A 14809-nucleotide genomic window follows, 5' to 3' on the forward strand; every position below is an offset into this window, starting at 1 on the left:
GAAGTTGAGATCAGATTATAACCAGTTCTAACTCACTAAGTCTAAACTTCTTGCCTCGGCAATTGTGTTAAACCACTTCTGAATATCCATACTGTTAGGTCTTTCAAAACTATGAATATTTGCTTTTTTTGAATTTATATCCGCAGAAGAGTTTTCGTTTGATTGTGATGAATCAGTCTCTACAACTAAAGCACGACTAAGATCGTGGTTTAATATCTGCTCGTTGTAGCCTAGGTTGTAAAATACGTCCGCAGCTACCTTTTGTTTGCCCTCGACTAACGGCGGCTGATCCATAAGCAATGATAGTTGTGCGTTTTTGAACTGATCGTCTTTGACCATTTTGTTTAACGATAATGAACGTTCTGGGTCTGCCACACCATAGATAGGACATTTTTTTACATAAAAAACGTCATTCATTAATACGTCTTTAAACATATTCGGAGTGTCGATTTGTTTGAATTCGTCGAATTGCGTTGCGTCTTGGGTTGCCATCGCCAAAAGTAAGTCAAAGCTAGGCTTGTCATTTTCACGCGCAGAACGAGCCACACCTGAATAAACAGACGCTTCCGTAATGACATTTTTATTCACTTCCGCGGCAAAGGCCTGGTCGTGAGTTGATTGACTTGTTTGGTGAATATTTGTACGCATTTGACTGATTTCTTTCACAATTAGTTATTAAATCGGCATTCGAAACAAAAACTTTAATAAAATGTTTACATTCATTTTCGGTTTGTTATTATGCGCACCGTTCGGAGGGGTTCCCGAGTGGCCAAAGGGATCAGACTGTAAATCTGACGGCTCTGCCTTCGGTGGTTCGAATCCACCTCCCTCCACCATCATTCAAAAGAAAAGCGCACTCAATGAGTGCGCTTTTTTTGTTGATAACTTGCTAAATACCAATTTCGATATATACCTTAAGTTGATTATTAATTATTTACATAAACTTAAGGTCTCGCATGAAATTCAAAACAACGCTAACTATGGCCTGTGTTTTGTTAACTTCTGCAAACGTGTTGGCTGATGTTAAGTTCACCGGTTTTGCTAGTATTAACGCAGGTAAGGTATTGAGCGGCGATGGCGTTCCTCAGTACGATGTACCCCCAACTTTTTTAGCCGATTACCCAATCGTATCTACTTATTCTGAAGAGTGGTCATTTAGGGAAGAGTCCTTATTTGGTATCCAAATCAGTGCCGATTTGACGGAAAAATTAACCCTTACTGGCCAAATCGTTTCACGCGGTGCTGACGATTTTAAAGCAAAAATAGAATGGGCATTTCTGTCCTACGAAATCAATGATAACTGGACGTTCCAAGCGGGTAAAAAACGACTACCGCTATTCTACTATTCCGATTTTTACGACGTAGGTTTTGCCTATACTTGGATGAGGCCGCCTGCAGATACCTATACATGGCAAGTGTTTAATTACAATGGTGCCAATGTAATGTATACAGGCAACCTAGGTGACTGGAGTTTATCCACTAACGTTTATATGGGATCAGAAGAAAGTACGGACAACAGACTATTAAGTCAGTTTTTCTTCCTCGAACCCACAACAGAGATATGGAAAGATATTTTTGGCGCAGTAGCAAACGTATCTAACGAATGGCTCGAAATTCGACTTACCGGCATGACATATACCAATGAACGGACCAGAAGTGGTATTCCCGTTACCTGGGGCGGCAAAGAAGAACGTGACGGCACATTTTTGGGACTAGCAGTCAATGTCACTTATGACAATGCATTTTTGTTGACCGAGTTAAACCAATTGGAATTAGACGATGATGGCACACTTGATTCGCTTATGGTTTCTGTTGGCTATAACTTTGACGGTTTCATTCCTTTCATCGCTTACTCTGAACTAGAACAAACTGGAAACTATTTAGACGGGTCTGTCATTCCCGATGGCGAAAACCACAACACGTTTTCTGTTGGTTTTAGGTATGACTTCCACGCATCAGCAGCGTTCAAGATGCAATACGATAAAGTCGAAGATAATTCATTCGAGTACGCCGTTGCAGGTGATAGCAGTGCGCTTACGTTTGGCGTAGATTTAGTATTTTAACAAGGGGCTAATATGAAAAAGTTAACTATGACACTTTCTTTGCTACTGAGCTTTAGTGCATTTGCGGATGTAGCAGTCATTGTCCACCCATCCAACAACTCCACGTTAGATGAAAAAGCCATAGCGCGTATCTTTACTGGAAAAATGAAGACGTTTCCTGACGGAAGCCAAATAATTCCTGTTAACTTGGCGGCAGGTAATGCTGTCACACAGGAGTTTAATACAAAAGCTTTAAATCGCAGTGAAAGCCAATTAAAGGCCTATTGGTCAAAACTGGTGTTTACCGGTAAAGGCACCCCACCTCAAGAGGTTGGTAGTGCGGAAGAAGCGATTAAGTTGGTTGCTTCAAACCCCAATACCATCAGTTTTGTTGATGCCAGTAAAGTGACAGGTGATGTTAAAGTTGCATTAAAGCTTTAACGAAAGCGACTTTATTGCAATGTGATCAAAAAAGCCATTTCAAACGAAATGGCTTTTTGTTTTTGCTATTAAGACATAGCCATTAGCATACTTGAAGGATCTTCTAAATAACGAGTCCACAAGTTATTAAATCTCGCAATCGTGCCACCGTCGATGATTCTGTGGTCACCTGACCAACTAACCGTCATGATGTTTCTTGCTTCAACTTCGCCTTGCGCATTAAACCTAGGTAATGTTTGCATTTTGCCTAACGCCACAATAGCAACTTCTGGTTTATTAATGATAGGCGTTGCTGTCGTACCGCCTAATGCACCAATATTAGAAATCGAAATTGTCCCACCTTTTAATTGCTCAGGTGACAAACGCCCTGCTCTTGCTTGGTCTGTTAATTCACTCACTTTAACCGCAATATCTTTGATACTAAGGTTTTGGCAGCCTTTCACATTAGGCACTAATAGACCCACTTTAGAGTCCACCGCCATGCCAATATTATGATCATCAAAATAAGTCAATTCAGAACACTCAGCGTTTGGCTGCGAGTTCATAATTGGAAACTCTTTTATCGCCAAAGATAAAGCTTTCATGAAAAACGGCATCATGGTTAGTTTGATGTCTTGTTTTTCGTATTCTGGTTTTAACTTTTTGCGAAGTTTTACTAACTCGGTCAAATCGATTTCGTCTGAGTACGTAAAATGAGGGATCGTTGATACTGACTCCTGCATCGCTTTTGCCATTGCGGCTTTGACACCGCGTATAGGCTCAACTCTGTTGGTTGCCGAACCTTGCGTTACCGTCGCAGTACTAGTTTGTTGAACTGTGACAGAGCTTGTTGCTTGAGTACCAGATTGAGCTTCTACAAAAGCTTGTAAGTCTTCTTTATAAACTCGACCGTTCTTACCTGAACCTTGCACCATTCGAATATCGATATTCATTTCTCGTGCGCGGCGTCGTACTGCAGGAGAAGCAACAGCCTTTTTGTTTACTATTTCACCCGAATTCGACTGTTGTGCAGTTGTGCGAGTGGTTTCTTTTGTATTCGGCAAGCTTTGAGCTTCTTTCTGGCTCGAGACTTGTGGCGCGATCACATCTGAAGAGCTACCAGTGGTTGTAATCGCAAACAACGGTTTGTGAACGATAGCGATGTCACCCTTCTGGTAATAAAGTTTGCTTATAACACCATCGCTTTTAGCTGGTATCTCAACCATTGCTTTGTCGGTCATAACTTCACAAATCGGTTGGTCTTCTTTAACTTCGTCGCCTTCTTCAACTAACCAAGCTACTACTTCACATTCGACGATACCTTCGCCGATGTCTGGTAACATGAAATCTTCAACTACGCCATTACTAGGCGCAGAAGCTGCGGCCTTTTGTTGTGGCTCGTTGGACGCAACTTCGACAGTGGTTTCTGCTGTATTGTTATTTCCAGCTGTACCATCCTCAGAAATTGCAAAAAGAGGTTTGCCCACAATTGCGATGTCACCTTTTTGGTAATACAACTTGCTCACAACGCCATCGCTTTTTGCCGGAATTTCTACCATCGCCTTATCTGTCATCACTTCACAGATTGGCTGATCTTCTTTAATAGCGTCGCCTTCCTCAACAAGCCATTCGACTACTTCACATTCGACTATACCTTCACCAATATCAGGTAAAATAAAATCTACACTCATTTTAAAACTCCTACCTGATTAGTAATTCATCGAACGTTTTATGGCTTCATATACTTTTAGATGATCGGCCATATATTCTTTTTCGTGTGCTAATGGATATGGTGTATCCAAACCACATACGCGCTCAATTGGTGACTCTAGGTGCAGGAAGCACTCCTGCTGTACCGTCGCAGCGATTTCAGATGCAAATCCGCCTGTTAAAGGCGCTTCTTGTGATACAACTAAGCGGCCTGTTTTGACTACCGACTGACAAACAGTATCGACATCCCATGGTAAAACCGTACGAAGGTCGATTACTTCACATGAAATACCGTCTTTTTCGGCCATCTCTGCAGCTTTTTCAAGCATTTCAACTTGTGCACCCCAAGCGAGTAAAGTCACATCAGTACCGGTTTTTACGATTTCTGCTTTACCTAATGGTATGACGTATTTATCTTCAGGAACTTCTCCTACAGACGCTCGGTATAAACGCTTAGGTTCAAAAAAGATTACTGGGTCGTCGCTTTCAAGAGATGCGGCTAATAGGCCTTTTGCTTGGTAGGCATTACGTGGGAATACCAATTTTAAACCTGGTGTGTGCGCAAAGTAAGCTTCAGGTGATTGTGAATGATACAAACCACCGTGGATACCACCACCGTAAGGCGTGCGGATCACTAGATTGCCCACATTAAATTCGTTTCCAGAGCGGAATCTGAATTTTGCTGTTTCATTAACGATTTGGTCGAACGCAGGAAAGATATAGTCCGCAAATTGAATTTCGGCGATCGCCAGTGTACCTTGAGCAGCAAGACCATTGGCAAAGCCTAAAATACCTTGTTCTACCAGAGGTGTATTAAACACTCGGTCTTTACCAAATTTTTCTTGAAGGCCACTTGTGGCACGGAAAACACCACCAAAAGCACCAACATCTTCACCAAACACACAAGCGTTTTCGTTTTCTTCCATGGCAATCGCTAATGCTGAATTGATTGCCTGTAACATATTCATCTTTGCCATTAGTTAGACTCCCCTAATCGACCAGATGTGCCAGGGTACGCTTCTGGATACTTTTTAATGTGCTCTTTTAATTGATCATATTGTTTTTGAAGGTGCTCAGGAACCTCAGCATAAACGTCAGTGACAATTTCTTCTAACGCTGGCTTCTCTACTTTTTCAGACGCTTTTAGAGCATCAAGTACTTCAGTCTTGATACGTTCCTTAGCTTTTTCATCTTCTGCTTCATCTAACCAGCCTTGTTTAAGCATAAACTTGCGGAAGCGCTCGATTGGGCAATTGGCTCTGAATGTATCTTCTTCTGCCTTTTCACGGTATCCCGTTGGATCATCCGAACTCGAGTGCGCTGCTAAACGGTAAGCAATAGACTCAATTAATACCGGCTCGTTATTTTCTACTGCGTATTCTCTAGCCATTTTAACTGCTTCGAATACCGCTAAAGCATCAACACCATCGACGCGAATCGATTTCATTCCATAACCAACACCGCGAACAGCGATGCCATCACCTTTAAACTGCTCATGAGCAGGCGTTGAAATCGCATAACCGTTGTTACGAGCAAAAAATAGTACCGGCGCTTTGTGAACTGCCGCCATGTTTAAGCCAGCATGGAAATCGCCTTCTGACGCAGCCCCTTCACCGAAGTAACAAATTGTCGTCGCTTTGTTACCTTTTAATTTTTGACCGTACGCATAACCCGCTGCTTGAGGGATTTGAGTACCTAGTGGTGAAGAAATAGTGCAGTAATTTAATTCTTTAGAACCATAGTGGATCGGCATTTGACGACCCTTGCCTAAATCTTTGGCATTTGAAAAGTTTTGGTGCATGAACTGTTCTAAAGAGAAACCGCGATAAGCCAAAGCAGCTTGCTCACGATACTGCGCAAAAATCATATCTTGATCTTCTAGCGCCGCTGCAGAAGCAGTTACCGCAGCTTCTTCGCCTAAACATTGCATGTAAAAACTGATGCGGCCCTGACGCTGTGCAGCCAGCATTCGCTCGTCAAAAACTCGGATAAAACGCATTGTTTCGTAAATACGAATCGCGGTTTCCTTATCCATCGACGATGCCATCGCCCCTTTATATAACTCGCCGTTCTCATCCAACATTTTAAAAGTCGGAATCGATAACGCATGTTCACTAACAAACTGTAGCTCTAAAGTATCTTCTTTTGAGGTGTTGTTAGGGTTATCGACGTTCATTAACTTAGCCATTTAGACTCGTCCCCTTTCGCTTTGGTGTGTACACCATGAAATTTTTGTATTTCTACTTATTTTTATTGCGCTCGACTTTACTCTTGTGGCGCAGAGGGTTCAATTTTTGGGATTTTTAGAGTAAATAGTCGAGCCGTACAAAGTGTTAAGATAAATTTCCACTTTTGCATATTTATTAAACACACTCGGATTAATATTAGCCAAACTAACGTTGAAGGTAAAAAAAAGCCCGATGAATAACATCAGGCTTTGGGTATTAGAAATTGAATAAATATAACGAAGTTTTATTCTACATCATTAGTAATGTCTTTCGGTACGACCATTAGTAACGCTCGTTGGCCTATGGCGACATTGGCATTTGGAAAAACGATAGCTTCTTCTTCAGCTTCTACAACAATGTCTTGGCCGTTTTCCTTAGCGATGACATCGCCTTTTTTGTAAAGTGTGAAGTTAGCGGCATCGTCACTAAAACAAAGCTCGAAAGAGTCATCTTTTTTGTTTATCTCTCGGAACACCGTCATGATTTGGTAGTTAGCTTGATCAAATTGGCTACCGTCAAATACCTTACCTTGTAAAAGCTCAATTAAGGTTTGTTTGGCTGCAGCAAATTTAGATTGATCATTTTGTCCAAACGGTCTGACTTTACCTAACTCTACCGTAAATGCTTCAGCACCGTGCTCTCTTGCAGAATAATAGCTAAATGTCGTAGCTGGTTTTTCCATTAACAAAAAGGTCGTTACACCCATGGCTCGAAGTATTTCGAATTGCTCTTTGGACCATTTTTTTCCGTGTAAAAATGGATAAACTGCAAATTTCTCATGTGCCGAGTCTCTGATCGCCGTATGCAAATCGTAGTGCGTACGGTGCCACCCTGGATATGACTCAAAAAAGCGTGTTACGTATTCTTCCAATTTTGCAGCGCGTTCACATTCTTTATTTCGGAAACCATTTGAGTCCGTCTTCGGCTTTGAGTGATGCCCACTGAAAAGACGGTTCATGTTTTCTTCTACAAAGCGCTGTCCTATGTTAATTGACGCTGGGTTGCCAAAGATAAACAAAGCGGGCTGAGTGATACGGATTTTTTTCGATAAAACCTGAGTGATTATCTCATTACAAATTTCGATAGGTGCTGTTTCATTGCCGTGTACAGCACTTGAGAATACATAACAACGCTCTACTTCACTAACTTGTTTTGGTTCGATGTGCATTACCCCTGAATCCCAAACCGAGATATTGTAATCGCTGTGTTCGACTTCGAATGGTTCGAGGTGCCATTCATTTTCACGAGTTACAGTTAAAAAGTCGGTTTTGAACAAATCGTACATAATGCTTTAACCTTTTGTGGTTGTTAGAAAGAAATATATAAAGTCGCAAAAACCCATACATAATAACAAAAAAGCCCAGCATGTGCTGGGCTTAATATGTAAGGTCCGAAAAACGTAAACTATTGTGCTTTGTATGCTTTTAGCTTCCAGATTCTGTCCACGTAATCTTGGATAGAGCGGTCAGAGTTGAACTTGCCCATGTAAGCTGTGTTCAAAATCGCACTGCGCGCCCAACCCTTGCTATCTTTATACTTAGCGTCCACCTGCTCTTGCGCTTTTGCATACGACTCAAAATCAGCAAGACATAAGTACGGGTCACCGCCATCTAATAAGCTGTGTTTGATAGAAGCCAACTCACCAGGTTTGCCAGGTGTGAAGTAGTCAGTCTCAAACCAGTCTAAAACTGCTTTGATCTCTTGATTGCCGTAATAGTAATCCCAAGGGCTATAACCAGCCTTCTTCACAGCTTTTACTTCGTCTACCGTAAGACCGAAGATAACCACGTTGTCTTCGCCAACTTCTTCTGCGATCTCAATGTTAGCGCCATCAAGCGTACCAATAGTAATGGCACCATTCATCGCTAATTTCATGTTACCTGTGCCAGATGCTTCTTTACCTGCGGTAGAGATCTGTTCAGAGACATCAGCTGCTGGGATCATTTTTTCAGCTAGAGATACGCGGTAGTTTGGTAAGAATACAACCTTTAATTTACCTTTAATGCGCTCATCATTGTTAACCTTGTCAGCCACTTTATTGATTGCATAGATAATATCTTTTGCTAATGCGTATCCAGGAGCTGCTTTCGCGCCGAAAATAAACACACGTGGGTGCATATCGTAGTCAGGGTTTTGCAGTAAACGACGATACAAGGCCATAATGTGTAACAAGTTTAGATGTTGACGCTTATACTCGTGTAAACGTTTGATTTGAATATCAAAGATCGCACTAGGGTCAACATCGATATCAGTCAAATCTTTAATAACCTTAGTTAACTCAACTTTATTTTCGTGCTTTATGTCCATAAAGGTCTTCTGGAACTTAGCGTCATCTGCTTTTTTGTCCAAATCACGAAGTAACTCAAGGTTAGTTGGCCACTCAGTGCCGACTGTTTCATCTATCAAAGCACTTAGTTTAGGGTTACATGCTTTAATCCAACGACGCGGCGTCACACCGTTCGTTACGTTAGTTAGTTTTTCTGGCCACAACGCATCAAACTCTGGGAACAAATCACTTTTAACCAAAGCAGAGTGTACTTCTGCAACACCGTTCACTTTGTTAGAACCGATTACACTTAGGTTACCCATGCGAACCATGCGCTCGTGCCCTTCTTCGATGATAGAAAGCTTAGCTTTGATCTCATCATCACCTGGCCACTTCGCCTCTACTTCTTCTTCTAAGAAACGACGGTTGATTTCGTAAATGATCTCTAAATGACGTGGTAACACCTTCTCAAATAGACGTACAGACCACTTTTCTAGTGCTTCTGGTAATAAAGTGTGGTTGGTGTACGAGAATGTTTCGCGGCAAATGGTCCATGAGGTATCCCAGTCAATGTTGTATTCATCAACCAGAAGACGCATTAATTCTGGAATTGCGACTGCAGGGTGAGTGTCATTTAACTGAACTGCAACTTGCGCGCTGAATTTACTCCAATCGTCATTGTGTACACGACGGTAGCGACGAATAATATCTTTTAAAGAACAGGCACTAAAGAAGTACTGCTGAATTAAACGTAGCTCTTTACCCGCGTCAGTTTCATCGTTTGGATAAAGCACTTTAGAGATCGTCTCTGCCTCGACATTTTCGCGATGCGAATCGTGATAACCGCCGGCATTAAATACGTCCCAGTTAAAGAAGTCGGATGCACGAGACTCCCATAAGCGCAGAACGTTTACGTTTGTACCTTCATAACCTACCACCGGTACATCCCAAGGAACCCCTTTAATGACGCGATTTGGGTGCCACTGCTTTACGATATGACCGTTTTCATCAAACTTTGTTTCTACGTAACCGTATAGTGGGATCTCTTGTACGCTCTCTGGACGGCAAATTTCGAACGGGTTGCCATATTCGCGCCAGCTATCAGGACGTTCAATTTGACGGCCTTGTTGGAATTCTTGTCTGAACAAGCCATGTTCGTAGTGAATACCATAACCTACAGCTGGTAAATGCATAGTTGCGAGTGAATCGATAAAACACGCCGCTAATCGACCTAAACCGCCATTACCCAGTGCCATATCTTCTTCTTCATCAACTAATGTTTCAATGTCGATACCAAGGTCATTCAGTGCTTCTTTGGCAACGTTGAACAAACCTAAGTTGTGAAGGTTGTTGCCAGTCAAACGACCCATCAAAAACTCTAGAGAGAAGTAATGAACCGCACGGGTGTCGTTTTCAAAATATGTGCGTTGTGTATTGCTTAACCCATTGTAAACATATTCATTAAGAGCAGACGCAGTAGCGTTCCACCATGAACGATTGCTGGCTTTATTAACGTCAGTGCCGTGTGTCGCGTTTAAGTGCTTTACGATTGAATCTTTGAATTGTTCAGCCGTTACATTTGCAGTGACTGCAAACGGTGTTGTATTCGATTTAGCCATGTTGGTATTCACCCTATTTGCCCTGACTCAGCTTATTTTAATTCGCAACAGATATGCGCTCTTATTGATTGCTAAGTGTAAGGATAGTCAAAATATGGTGAAGGAATATAATGGTTTGAGGACGGGAGACCAAGAAAATGACATTGATTTTTGCCCTACATACGTTTGCAGAGCAAAAACCAATAAAAATCGGACTTATAAGCCCTTGTTTGCGAATGCTAAAGAAACGATCTGTTGTGCTTCTTTTTCTATTTCAGCAAGGTGTGCTTCACCTAAAAAACTTTCCATGTATATTTTATAGATGTTTTCTGTTCCTGAGGGACGTGCTGCAAACCAGCCATTTTCTGTCACTACTTTAAGGCCTCCAATGGCCGCCTTGTTGCCAGGTGCTTCCGTCAAAACAGACTTAATTGCTTCACCGGCGAGTAAGTCAGAACTGATATCCGAAGGCGATAATGAACTCAACACCGCCTTTTGCTCAGGTGACGCCGGTGCATCAATACGCTTGTAGACTGGTTCACCGTGACGCTTAACTAAGTTGTCGTAATAAATCGCTGGGTTTAGTCCAGTTACAGCCGTTATTTCAGCCGCTAATAACGCCAAGATAATACCATCTTTGTCGGTTGACCAAACATCGCCAGATAGCGTCAAAAAGCTCGCTCCAGCGCTTTCTTCACCACCAAACATCAGTTTGTGATCCGTCAAACCTTCAACAAACCACTTAAAGCCCACTGGAACTTCTAAAACTTTTTTGCCGTTTGCGGCAGCAACACGATCAATCATAGATGTTGAAACGAGTGTCTTACCAATTTCTAACGACGAATCCCACTCGGGGCGATTGTTAGATAAGTAATCAATACAAACCGCCAAATAGTGATTTGGATTCATTAATCCATGCGTGTTTGTGACGATACCGTGACGATCAAAATCAGGATCGTTGGCGACAGCGATGTCAAAGTCAGATTTCATTTGAATAAGACTCGACATAGCTTTTGCAGACGAGCAATCCATTCTGATTTTGCCATCTTTATCAAGCGTCATAAAAGAAAACGTAGGGTCGACTCTGTCGTTGACAATTTCTAAGTCTAAGTTATAACGCTCTTTGATTGCGGCCCAATACTCAATGCCTGATCCACCAAGTGGATCCACACCAATTTTTATCTTTTTATCAACAATTGCGTCAAAGTTGATCACGTTAGCAAGACCTTCAACATAATGTGAAATAAAATCTTGCTCTTTCACGTACCCTGTTTTTAGCGCTTCTGAAAACGGGAATAATTGCACATCGATTAGTTCACCAAGCAACAACTCGTTTGCTCGGTTTTCGATCCACTTCGTTGCTTTGCTATCAGCTGGACCACCATGTGGCGGGTTATACTTAATTCCACCGTCCTCAGGTGGATTGTGTGAAGGCGTAATGATGATGCCGTCTGCCAAAAACGCCGGATGCTCTTTGTTGTGCTCAATAATCAGGTTTGAGATTACTGGTGTTGGCGTATATCCACGATCTTTTTGAATTATTGTCTGAACTTCATTAGCCACCAGAACTTCAATCACTGATGCAAACGCGGCCTCTGATAAAGCGTGAGTGTCAAAACCCAAAAATAACGGACCTTCATAGTGCTGAGCCTGGCGGTATTCGCAAATCGCCTGTGTGATCGCTAAGACGTGTGTTTCATTGAATGTAGTATGAAGCGCACTGCCTCTGTGGCCAGATGTGCCAAAAGCTACTTTTTGCTCGGGAAACTTTTCAATATCAGGCTCATTTAGATAATAAGACGCCATTAAACGAGGAACGTTTATCAAATCTTTCGCTTGCGCTTTCGTGCCCGCTCTTGGATGCAATGCCATTTGCCTTCCTTAAATTAATTCTCTCAATTGTTCGGCTTGACTGTCGTCATAGCCTAATTGCTTTGCTACTTCAAAAATAATGAACTTTTTACGTGGCGTATTGTTGTTTGTAGTCACCCAGTAATCACTGTTTGGGATCTGTTTGGGCTTAATACTACTGCCACTCGCCTCGAGTTCAGATGCACTTAGGCCAAAGTAATTACGCTCGCGGCCTTTTATCTGTAACACTTCGCCAAAGCGATCGTTATGGGCACGATGTAATTTGCTTAAAACAAATAAAAATCGACCAACTGCACCTTTTTGAGTAGCCACTTCTTCTTTGTTTAGCACATTAAATACTGACGTGTTTGCACATACAGGTGCTGCCTGCTCGTCAACATTGGAATTACTTTCTTCGTCAGTGACTGACTTAGTCGTGCTGTCTGTAGCAGTCGCACTGTCTTTTTGCTGTAGCTCAACCTGAACTACTTTTTCTGAGATATTTTCCCATAACAAGCGACGTAAAATATCTGATGCAGATTCGCCGATTTGTTGTGTGTTCGCTGCGATGAACTGATATAAATCGTCATCTATCTGAATGTTTTTCATAAAATTCAATCGTTATTGTTGTTTTGATTTGTATGATCATTAACGATGATCGTTAAGGAAAGTTGCCGCATTATAACCAGATTTTTAATAGGGCTTAAAGCCCAATTGCATTAAACAACCGCGTAAGGGAAAATATAGTGTAAATATGCTGGTTATTGAGAAAACTATGACAATTAATTTTCAAAGCTTTGGTGAGGGTGAGCCCCTAGTCGTAATCCATGGCCTATTTGGTACTTCTGACAATCTAAAGGCAGTCGCAAAACAACTTAGTGATCAATTTAAAGTTTATCTAATCGATGCACCAGGACATGGCGACAGCACCTCACTTCCCCTACTCTCGTTAGAAAACATGGCCAATGCAGTTTTTGAGTTTTTAGAACAACAAAATCTCTCTACCGTATCCATATTAGGCCACTCACTTGGTGGAAAAATCGCAATGGAGTTAGCATTAAGACATCCAGACCGAGTAGAAAAGTTACTTGTCGCCGATATTGCCCCAGTCCAATATAAGCCAAGGCATGACGATATTATTTCAAGTTTAAAGGCGGTTCCGTTGACACAAATCAAATCCCGCCAAGAGGCTGATGCTATTTTAGCTAAAAAGATCTCAGAACCTGGTGTTCGCGGCTTTCTACTAAAAAGCTTAGCACGAGCAGATGGGGGATGGCGTTGGCGTTTTGATCTTGATCAGTTAGCAAATGATTATAACGAATTGATCAAAGGAAACTTGGAAGCAACCTATGAAGGCCCAGTCCTTATGATTATCGGCGGCGAATCAAACTACGTGTTGCCAGAGTACCGTAGTGAAATCGTCAATCGCTTCCCAAGTGCAGAAGCCAAAGTGATTGCTGGCGCTGGCCATTGGTTGCACGCCGAACGTCAAACGGCGTTTGTAAAAATATGTCGAGATTTTTTATTAAGATAGCTGAAACACGCTTTATTTTTTGTTAAAATCCGCCGCCGTTTCGATTTCAAATCGAAAAGTTGACGAAAATACCGTCACTGGCGTAGCGCATCACGATTATAGGAAACAAGATGACACCTGAGCAGTACGCAATTGCTGAACAACTGGGTTTAAACCTGTTCTTTTTGGCTATATTTGTTTTTATAGGCTTGGCTATTCAAGACGTATTAAAACAAGGCAAAGTGCCTAAGTTTGGTCGTATTGCTGTTTGGGTCGTATTGTTTTTAGGATGTGCTGGTTTTATCGCCAAAGGAGTTATCCAATTTTTCTGGGAAACCAACGGTTTATAACGGATACAGGTAATGGCAAAAGCGGCAATAGATAGAACGACGATAGATTTATTTGAGACCGAAAAGCAGCGTGGTCGCCCAAAATCGTCGCCCTACAGTCGAGAACAACAAGTTCGCATAAACAAGAAAAATCAATTAATGCGCGATAAGCAAGCTGGCTTAAAGCGTGTTGAGATTAAGTTGCACAAAGAGCTCTACGACAAAGCGACAATTATTGCAGAAGAGCGTGGACTTAGCCGGAGTGAATTACTCGCGCAACTTATAGACGAATCAATACAAAATTTAAGAGAAGGTTAAACTGATGGCAAGTGTAGGCATCTATTTTGGTAGTGATACTGGTAACACAGAGCACGTTGCAAAAATGATTCAAAAAGAATTAGGTAAAAACCTAATTGACGTTCATGACATCGCAAAAAGTACAAAAGAAGAGATTGCTGAATACGACCTGATCTTATTTGGTATACCAACTTGGTACTACGGTGAAGCACAGTGTGACTGGGATGATTTTTTTCCAGAATTAGAGCAAATCGACTTTGATGGCAAATTAGTTGCGATCTTTGGCTGTGGTGACCAAGAAGATTATGCAGAATACTTCTTAGACGCAATGGGTATGGTTAGAGATATAGTAGAAGCCAAAGGCGCCATTTTAATGGGCAAATGGTCGACTGATGGTTACGACTTTGTTGCATCAAAAGGATTAGCAGACGACGACCACTTTGTGGGTCTTGGCATTGATGAAGATCGCCAACCAGAATTAACAGAACAACGCGTCAAACAATGGTGTGCTCAAATTCGTGAAGAAATGTGTTTAGATGAATTAGCCTAATGGCT

The 14809-nt window shown here is 41.8% G+C and carries 14 protein-coding genes and 1 tRNA gene; 7 read left to right on the forward strand and 8 right to left on the reverse strand.

The window, feature by feature from the left end:
• Positions 1-27 precede the first annotated feature (27 nt).
• The gene (locus J1N51_RS01990) at positions 28-648 is read right to left on the reverse strand and encodes a hypothetical protein (RefSeq protein ID WP_208832334.1); all 621 of its coding nucleotides are present in this window, start codon (positions 646-648) and stop codon (positions 28-30) included.
• A gap of 103 nt (positions 649-751) precedes the next feature.
• On the opposite strand from J1N51_RS01990, the gene J1N51_RS01995 reads away from it, so the two are divergent.
• From J1N51_RS01995 to J1N51_RS02005, 3 genes are all read left to right on the forward strand, one after another.
• Positions 752-836, forward strand: a tRNA-Tyr gene (locus tag J1N51_RS01995).
• Positions 837-956: 120 nt separating this feature from the next.
• Entirely contained in the window at positions 957-2063 is a 1107-nt protein-coding gene (locus tag J1N51_RS02000; RefSeq protein ID WP_208832335.1) for a porin, read from the forward strand.
• A gap of 12 nt (positions 2064-2075) precedes the next feature.
• Positions 2076-2483, forward strand: coding sequence for a type 2 periplasmic-binding domain-containing protein (locus J1N51_RS02005; protein WP_208832336.1), 408 nt, complete (start codon positions 2076-2078; stop codon positions 2481-2483).
• Positions 2484-2551: 68 nt separating this feature from the next.
• Here the strand turns inward: J1N51_RS02005 and J1N51_RS02010 are convergent, their stop codons facing one another.
• The 7 genes from J1N51_RS02010 to seqA all read right to left on the reverse strand — a co-directional run bounded on the left by J1N51_RS02010 (position 2552) and on the right by seqA (position 12724).
• The gene (locus J1N51_RS02010) at positions 2552-4153 is read right to left on the reverse strand and encodes a dihydrolipoyllysine-residue acetyltransferase (protein ID WP_208832337.1); all 1602 of its coding nucleotides are present in this window, start codon (positions 4151-4153) and stop codon (positions 2552-2554) included.
• A gap of 18 nt (positions 4154-4171) precedes the next feature.
• Positions 4172-5149 carry an alpha-ketoacid dehydrogenase subunit beta gene (locus J1N51_RS02015; RefSeq protein WP_208832338.1) on the reverse strand — a complete coding sequence of 326 codons (978 nt, stop codon included), beginning with the start codon at positions 5147-5149 and terminating at the stop codon, positions 4172-4174.
• Positions 5149-6360 carry a thiamine pyrophosphate-dependent dehydrogenase E1 component subunit alpha gene (locus tag J1N51_RS02020; RefSeq protein ID WP_208832339.1) on the reverse strand — a complete coding sequence of 404 codons (1212 nt, stop codon included), beginning with the start codon at positions 6358-6360 and terminating at the stop codon, positions 5149-5151. The genes J1N51_RS02015 and J1N51_RS02020 overlap by 1 nt, the downstream gene beginning before the upstream one ends.
• A gap of 284 nt (positions 6361-6644) precedes the next feature.
• Complete coding sequence (gene astE / locus J1N51_RS02025; RefSeq protein ID WP_208832340.1) at positions 6645-7685, reverse strand: succinylglutamate desuccinylase; 1041 nt, start codon at positions 7683-7685, stop codon at positions 6645-6647.
• Between the two features lie 119 nt (positions 7686-7804).
• Positions 7805-10285, reverse strand: coding sequence for a glycogen/starch/alpha-glucan phosphorylase (locus J1N51_RS02030; RefSeq protein WP_208832341.1), 2481 nt, complete (start codon positions 10283-10285; stop codon positions 7805-7807).
• 195 nt (positions 10286-10480) lie between these two features.
• Positions 10481-12136, reverse strand: a complete 1656-nt coding sequence (gene pgm, locus J1N51_RS02035) for a phosphoglucomutase (alpha-D-glucose-1,6-bisphosphate-dependent) (RefSeq protein ID WP_208832342.1) — start codon at positions 12134-12136, stop codon at positions 10481-10483.
• A gap of 9 nt (positions 12137-12145) precedes the next feature.
• Positions 12146-12724 carry a replication initiation negative regulator SeqA gene (gene seqA, locus J1N51_RS02040; protein ID WP_208832343.1) on the reverse strand — a complete coding sequence of 193 codons (579 nt, stop codon included), beginning with the start codon at positions 12722-12724 and terminating at the stop codon, positions 12146-12148.
• A 166-nt stretch (positions 12725-12890) separates the two neighbouring features.
• On the opposite strand from seqA, the gene J1N51_RS02045 reads away from it, so the two are divergent.
• From J1N51_RS02045 to fldA, 4 genes are all read left to right on the forward strand, one after another.
• Positions 12891-13649 (forward strand): alpha/beta fold hydrolase, encoded by a 759-nt coding sequence (locus J1N51_RS02045; protein WP_208832344.1) that lies wholly within the window; start codon positions 12891-12893, stop codon positions 13647-13649.
• Between the two features lie 110 nt (positions 13650-13759).
• Positions 13760-13978 carry a DUF2788 domain-containing protein gene (locus J1N51_RS02050; protein WP_208832345.1) on the forward strand — a complete coding sequence of 73 codons (219 nt, stop codon included), beginning with the start codon at positions 13760-13762 and terminating at the stop codon, positions 13976-13978.
• A gap of 12 nt (positions 13979-13990) precedes the next feature.
• Positions 13991-14275: a LexA regulated protein gene (gene ybfE / locus J1N51_RS02055; protein ID WP_208832346.1), complete on the forward strand. Its 285-nt coding sequence runs from the start codon at positions 13991-13993 to the stop codon at positions 14273-14275.
• A 4-nt stretch (positions 14276-14279) separates the two neighbouring features.
• Complete coding sequence (fldA, locus tag J1N51_RS02060; protein ID WP_208832347.1) at positions 14280-14804, forward strand: flavodoxin FldA; 525 nt, start codon at positions 14280-14282, stop codon at positions 14802-14804.
• Positions 14805-14809: the final 5 nt, after the last annotated feature.

Origin of the sequence: Psychrosphaera ytuae, assembly GCF_017638545.1 — a bacterium.
Lineage (GTDB): Bacteria > Pseudomonadota > Gammaproteobacteria > Enterobacterales > Alteromonadaceae > Psychrosphaera > Psychrosphaera ytuae.

Excerpts from the sequence above, each read along its gene's own strand:
- J1N51_RS01990 (WP_208832334.1), bottom strand. The coding sequence starts at position 648 with ATGCGTACAAATATTCACCAAACAAGTCAATCAACTCACGACCAGGCC.
- J1N51_RS02000 (WP_208832335.1), top strand. The coding sequence starts at position 957 with ATGAAATTCAAAACAACGCTAACTATGGCCTGTGTTTTGTTAACTTCT.
- J1N51_RS02005 (WP_208832336.1), top strand. The coding sequence starts at position 2,076 with ATGAAAAAGTTAACTATGACACTTTCTTTGCTACTGAGCTTTAGTGCA.
- J1N51_RS02010 (WP_208832337.1), bottom strand. The coding sequence starts at position 4,153 with ATGAGTGTAGATTTTATTTTACCTGATATTGGTGAAGGTATAGTCGAA.
- J1N51_RS02015 (WP_208832338.1), bottom strand. The coding sequence starts at position 5,149 with ATGGCAAAGATGAATATGTTACAGGCAATCAATTCAGCATTAGCGATT.
- J1N51_RS02020 (WP_208832339.1), bottom strand. The coding sequence starts at position 6,360 with ATGGCTAAGTTAATGAACGTCGATAACCCTAACAACACCTCAAAAGAA.
- astE (WP_208832340.1), bottom strand. The coding sequence starts at position 7,685 with ATGTACGATTTGTTCAAAACCGACTTTTTAACTGTAACTCGTGAAAAT.
- J1N51_RS02030 (WP_208832341.1), bottom strand. The coding sequence starts at position 10,285 with ATGGCTAAATCGAATACAACACCGTTTGCAGTCACTGCAAATGTAACG.
- pgm (WP_208832342.1), bottom strand. The coding sequence starts at position 12,136 with ATGGCATTGCATCCAAGAGCGGGCACGAAAGCGCAAGCGAAAGATTTG.
- seqA (WP_208832343.1), bottom strand. The coding sequence starts at position 12,724 with ATGAAAAACATTCAGATAGATGACGATTTATATCAGTTCATCGCAGCG.
- J1N51_RS02045 (WP_208832344.1), top strand. The coding sequence starts at position 12,891 with ATGACAATTAATTTTCAAAGCTTTGGTGAGGGTGAGCCCCTAGTCGTA.
- J1N51_RS02050 (WP_208832345.1), top strand. The coding sequence starts at position 13,760 with ATGACACCTGAGCAGTACGCAATTGCTGAACAACTGGGTTTAAACCTG.
- ybfE (WP_208832346.1), top strand. The coding sequence starts at position 13,991 with ATGGCAAAAGCGGCAATAGATAGAACGACGATAGATTTATTTGAGACC.
- fldA (WP_208832347.1), top strand. The coding sequence starts at position 14,280 with ATGGCAAGTGTAGGCATCTATTTTGGTAGTGATACTGGTAACACAGAG.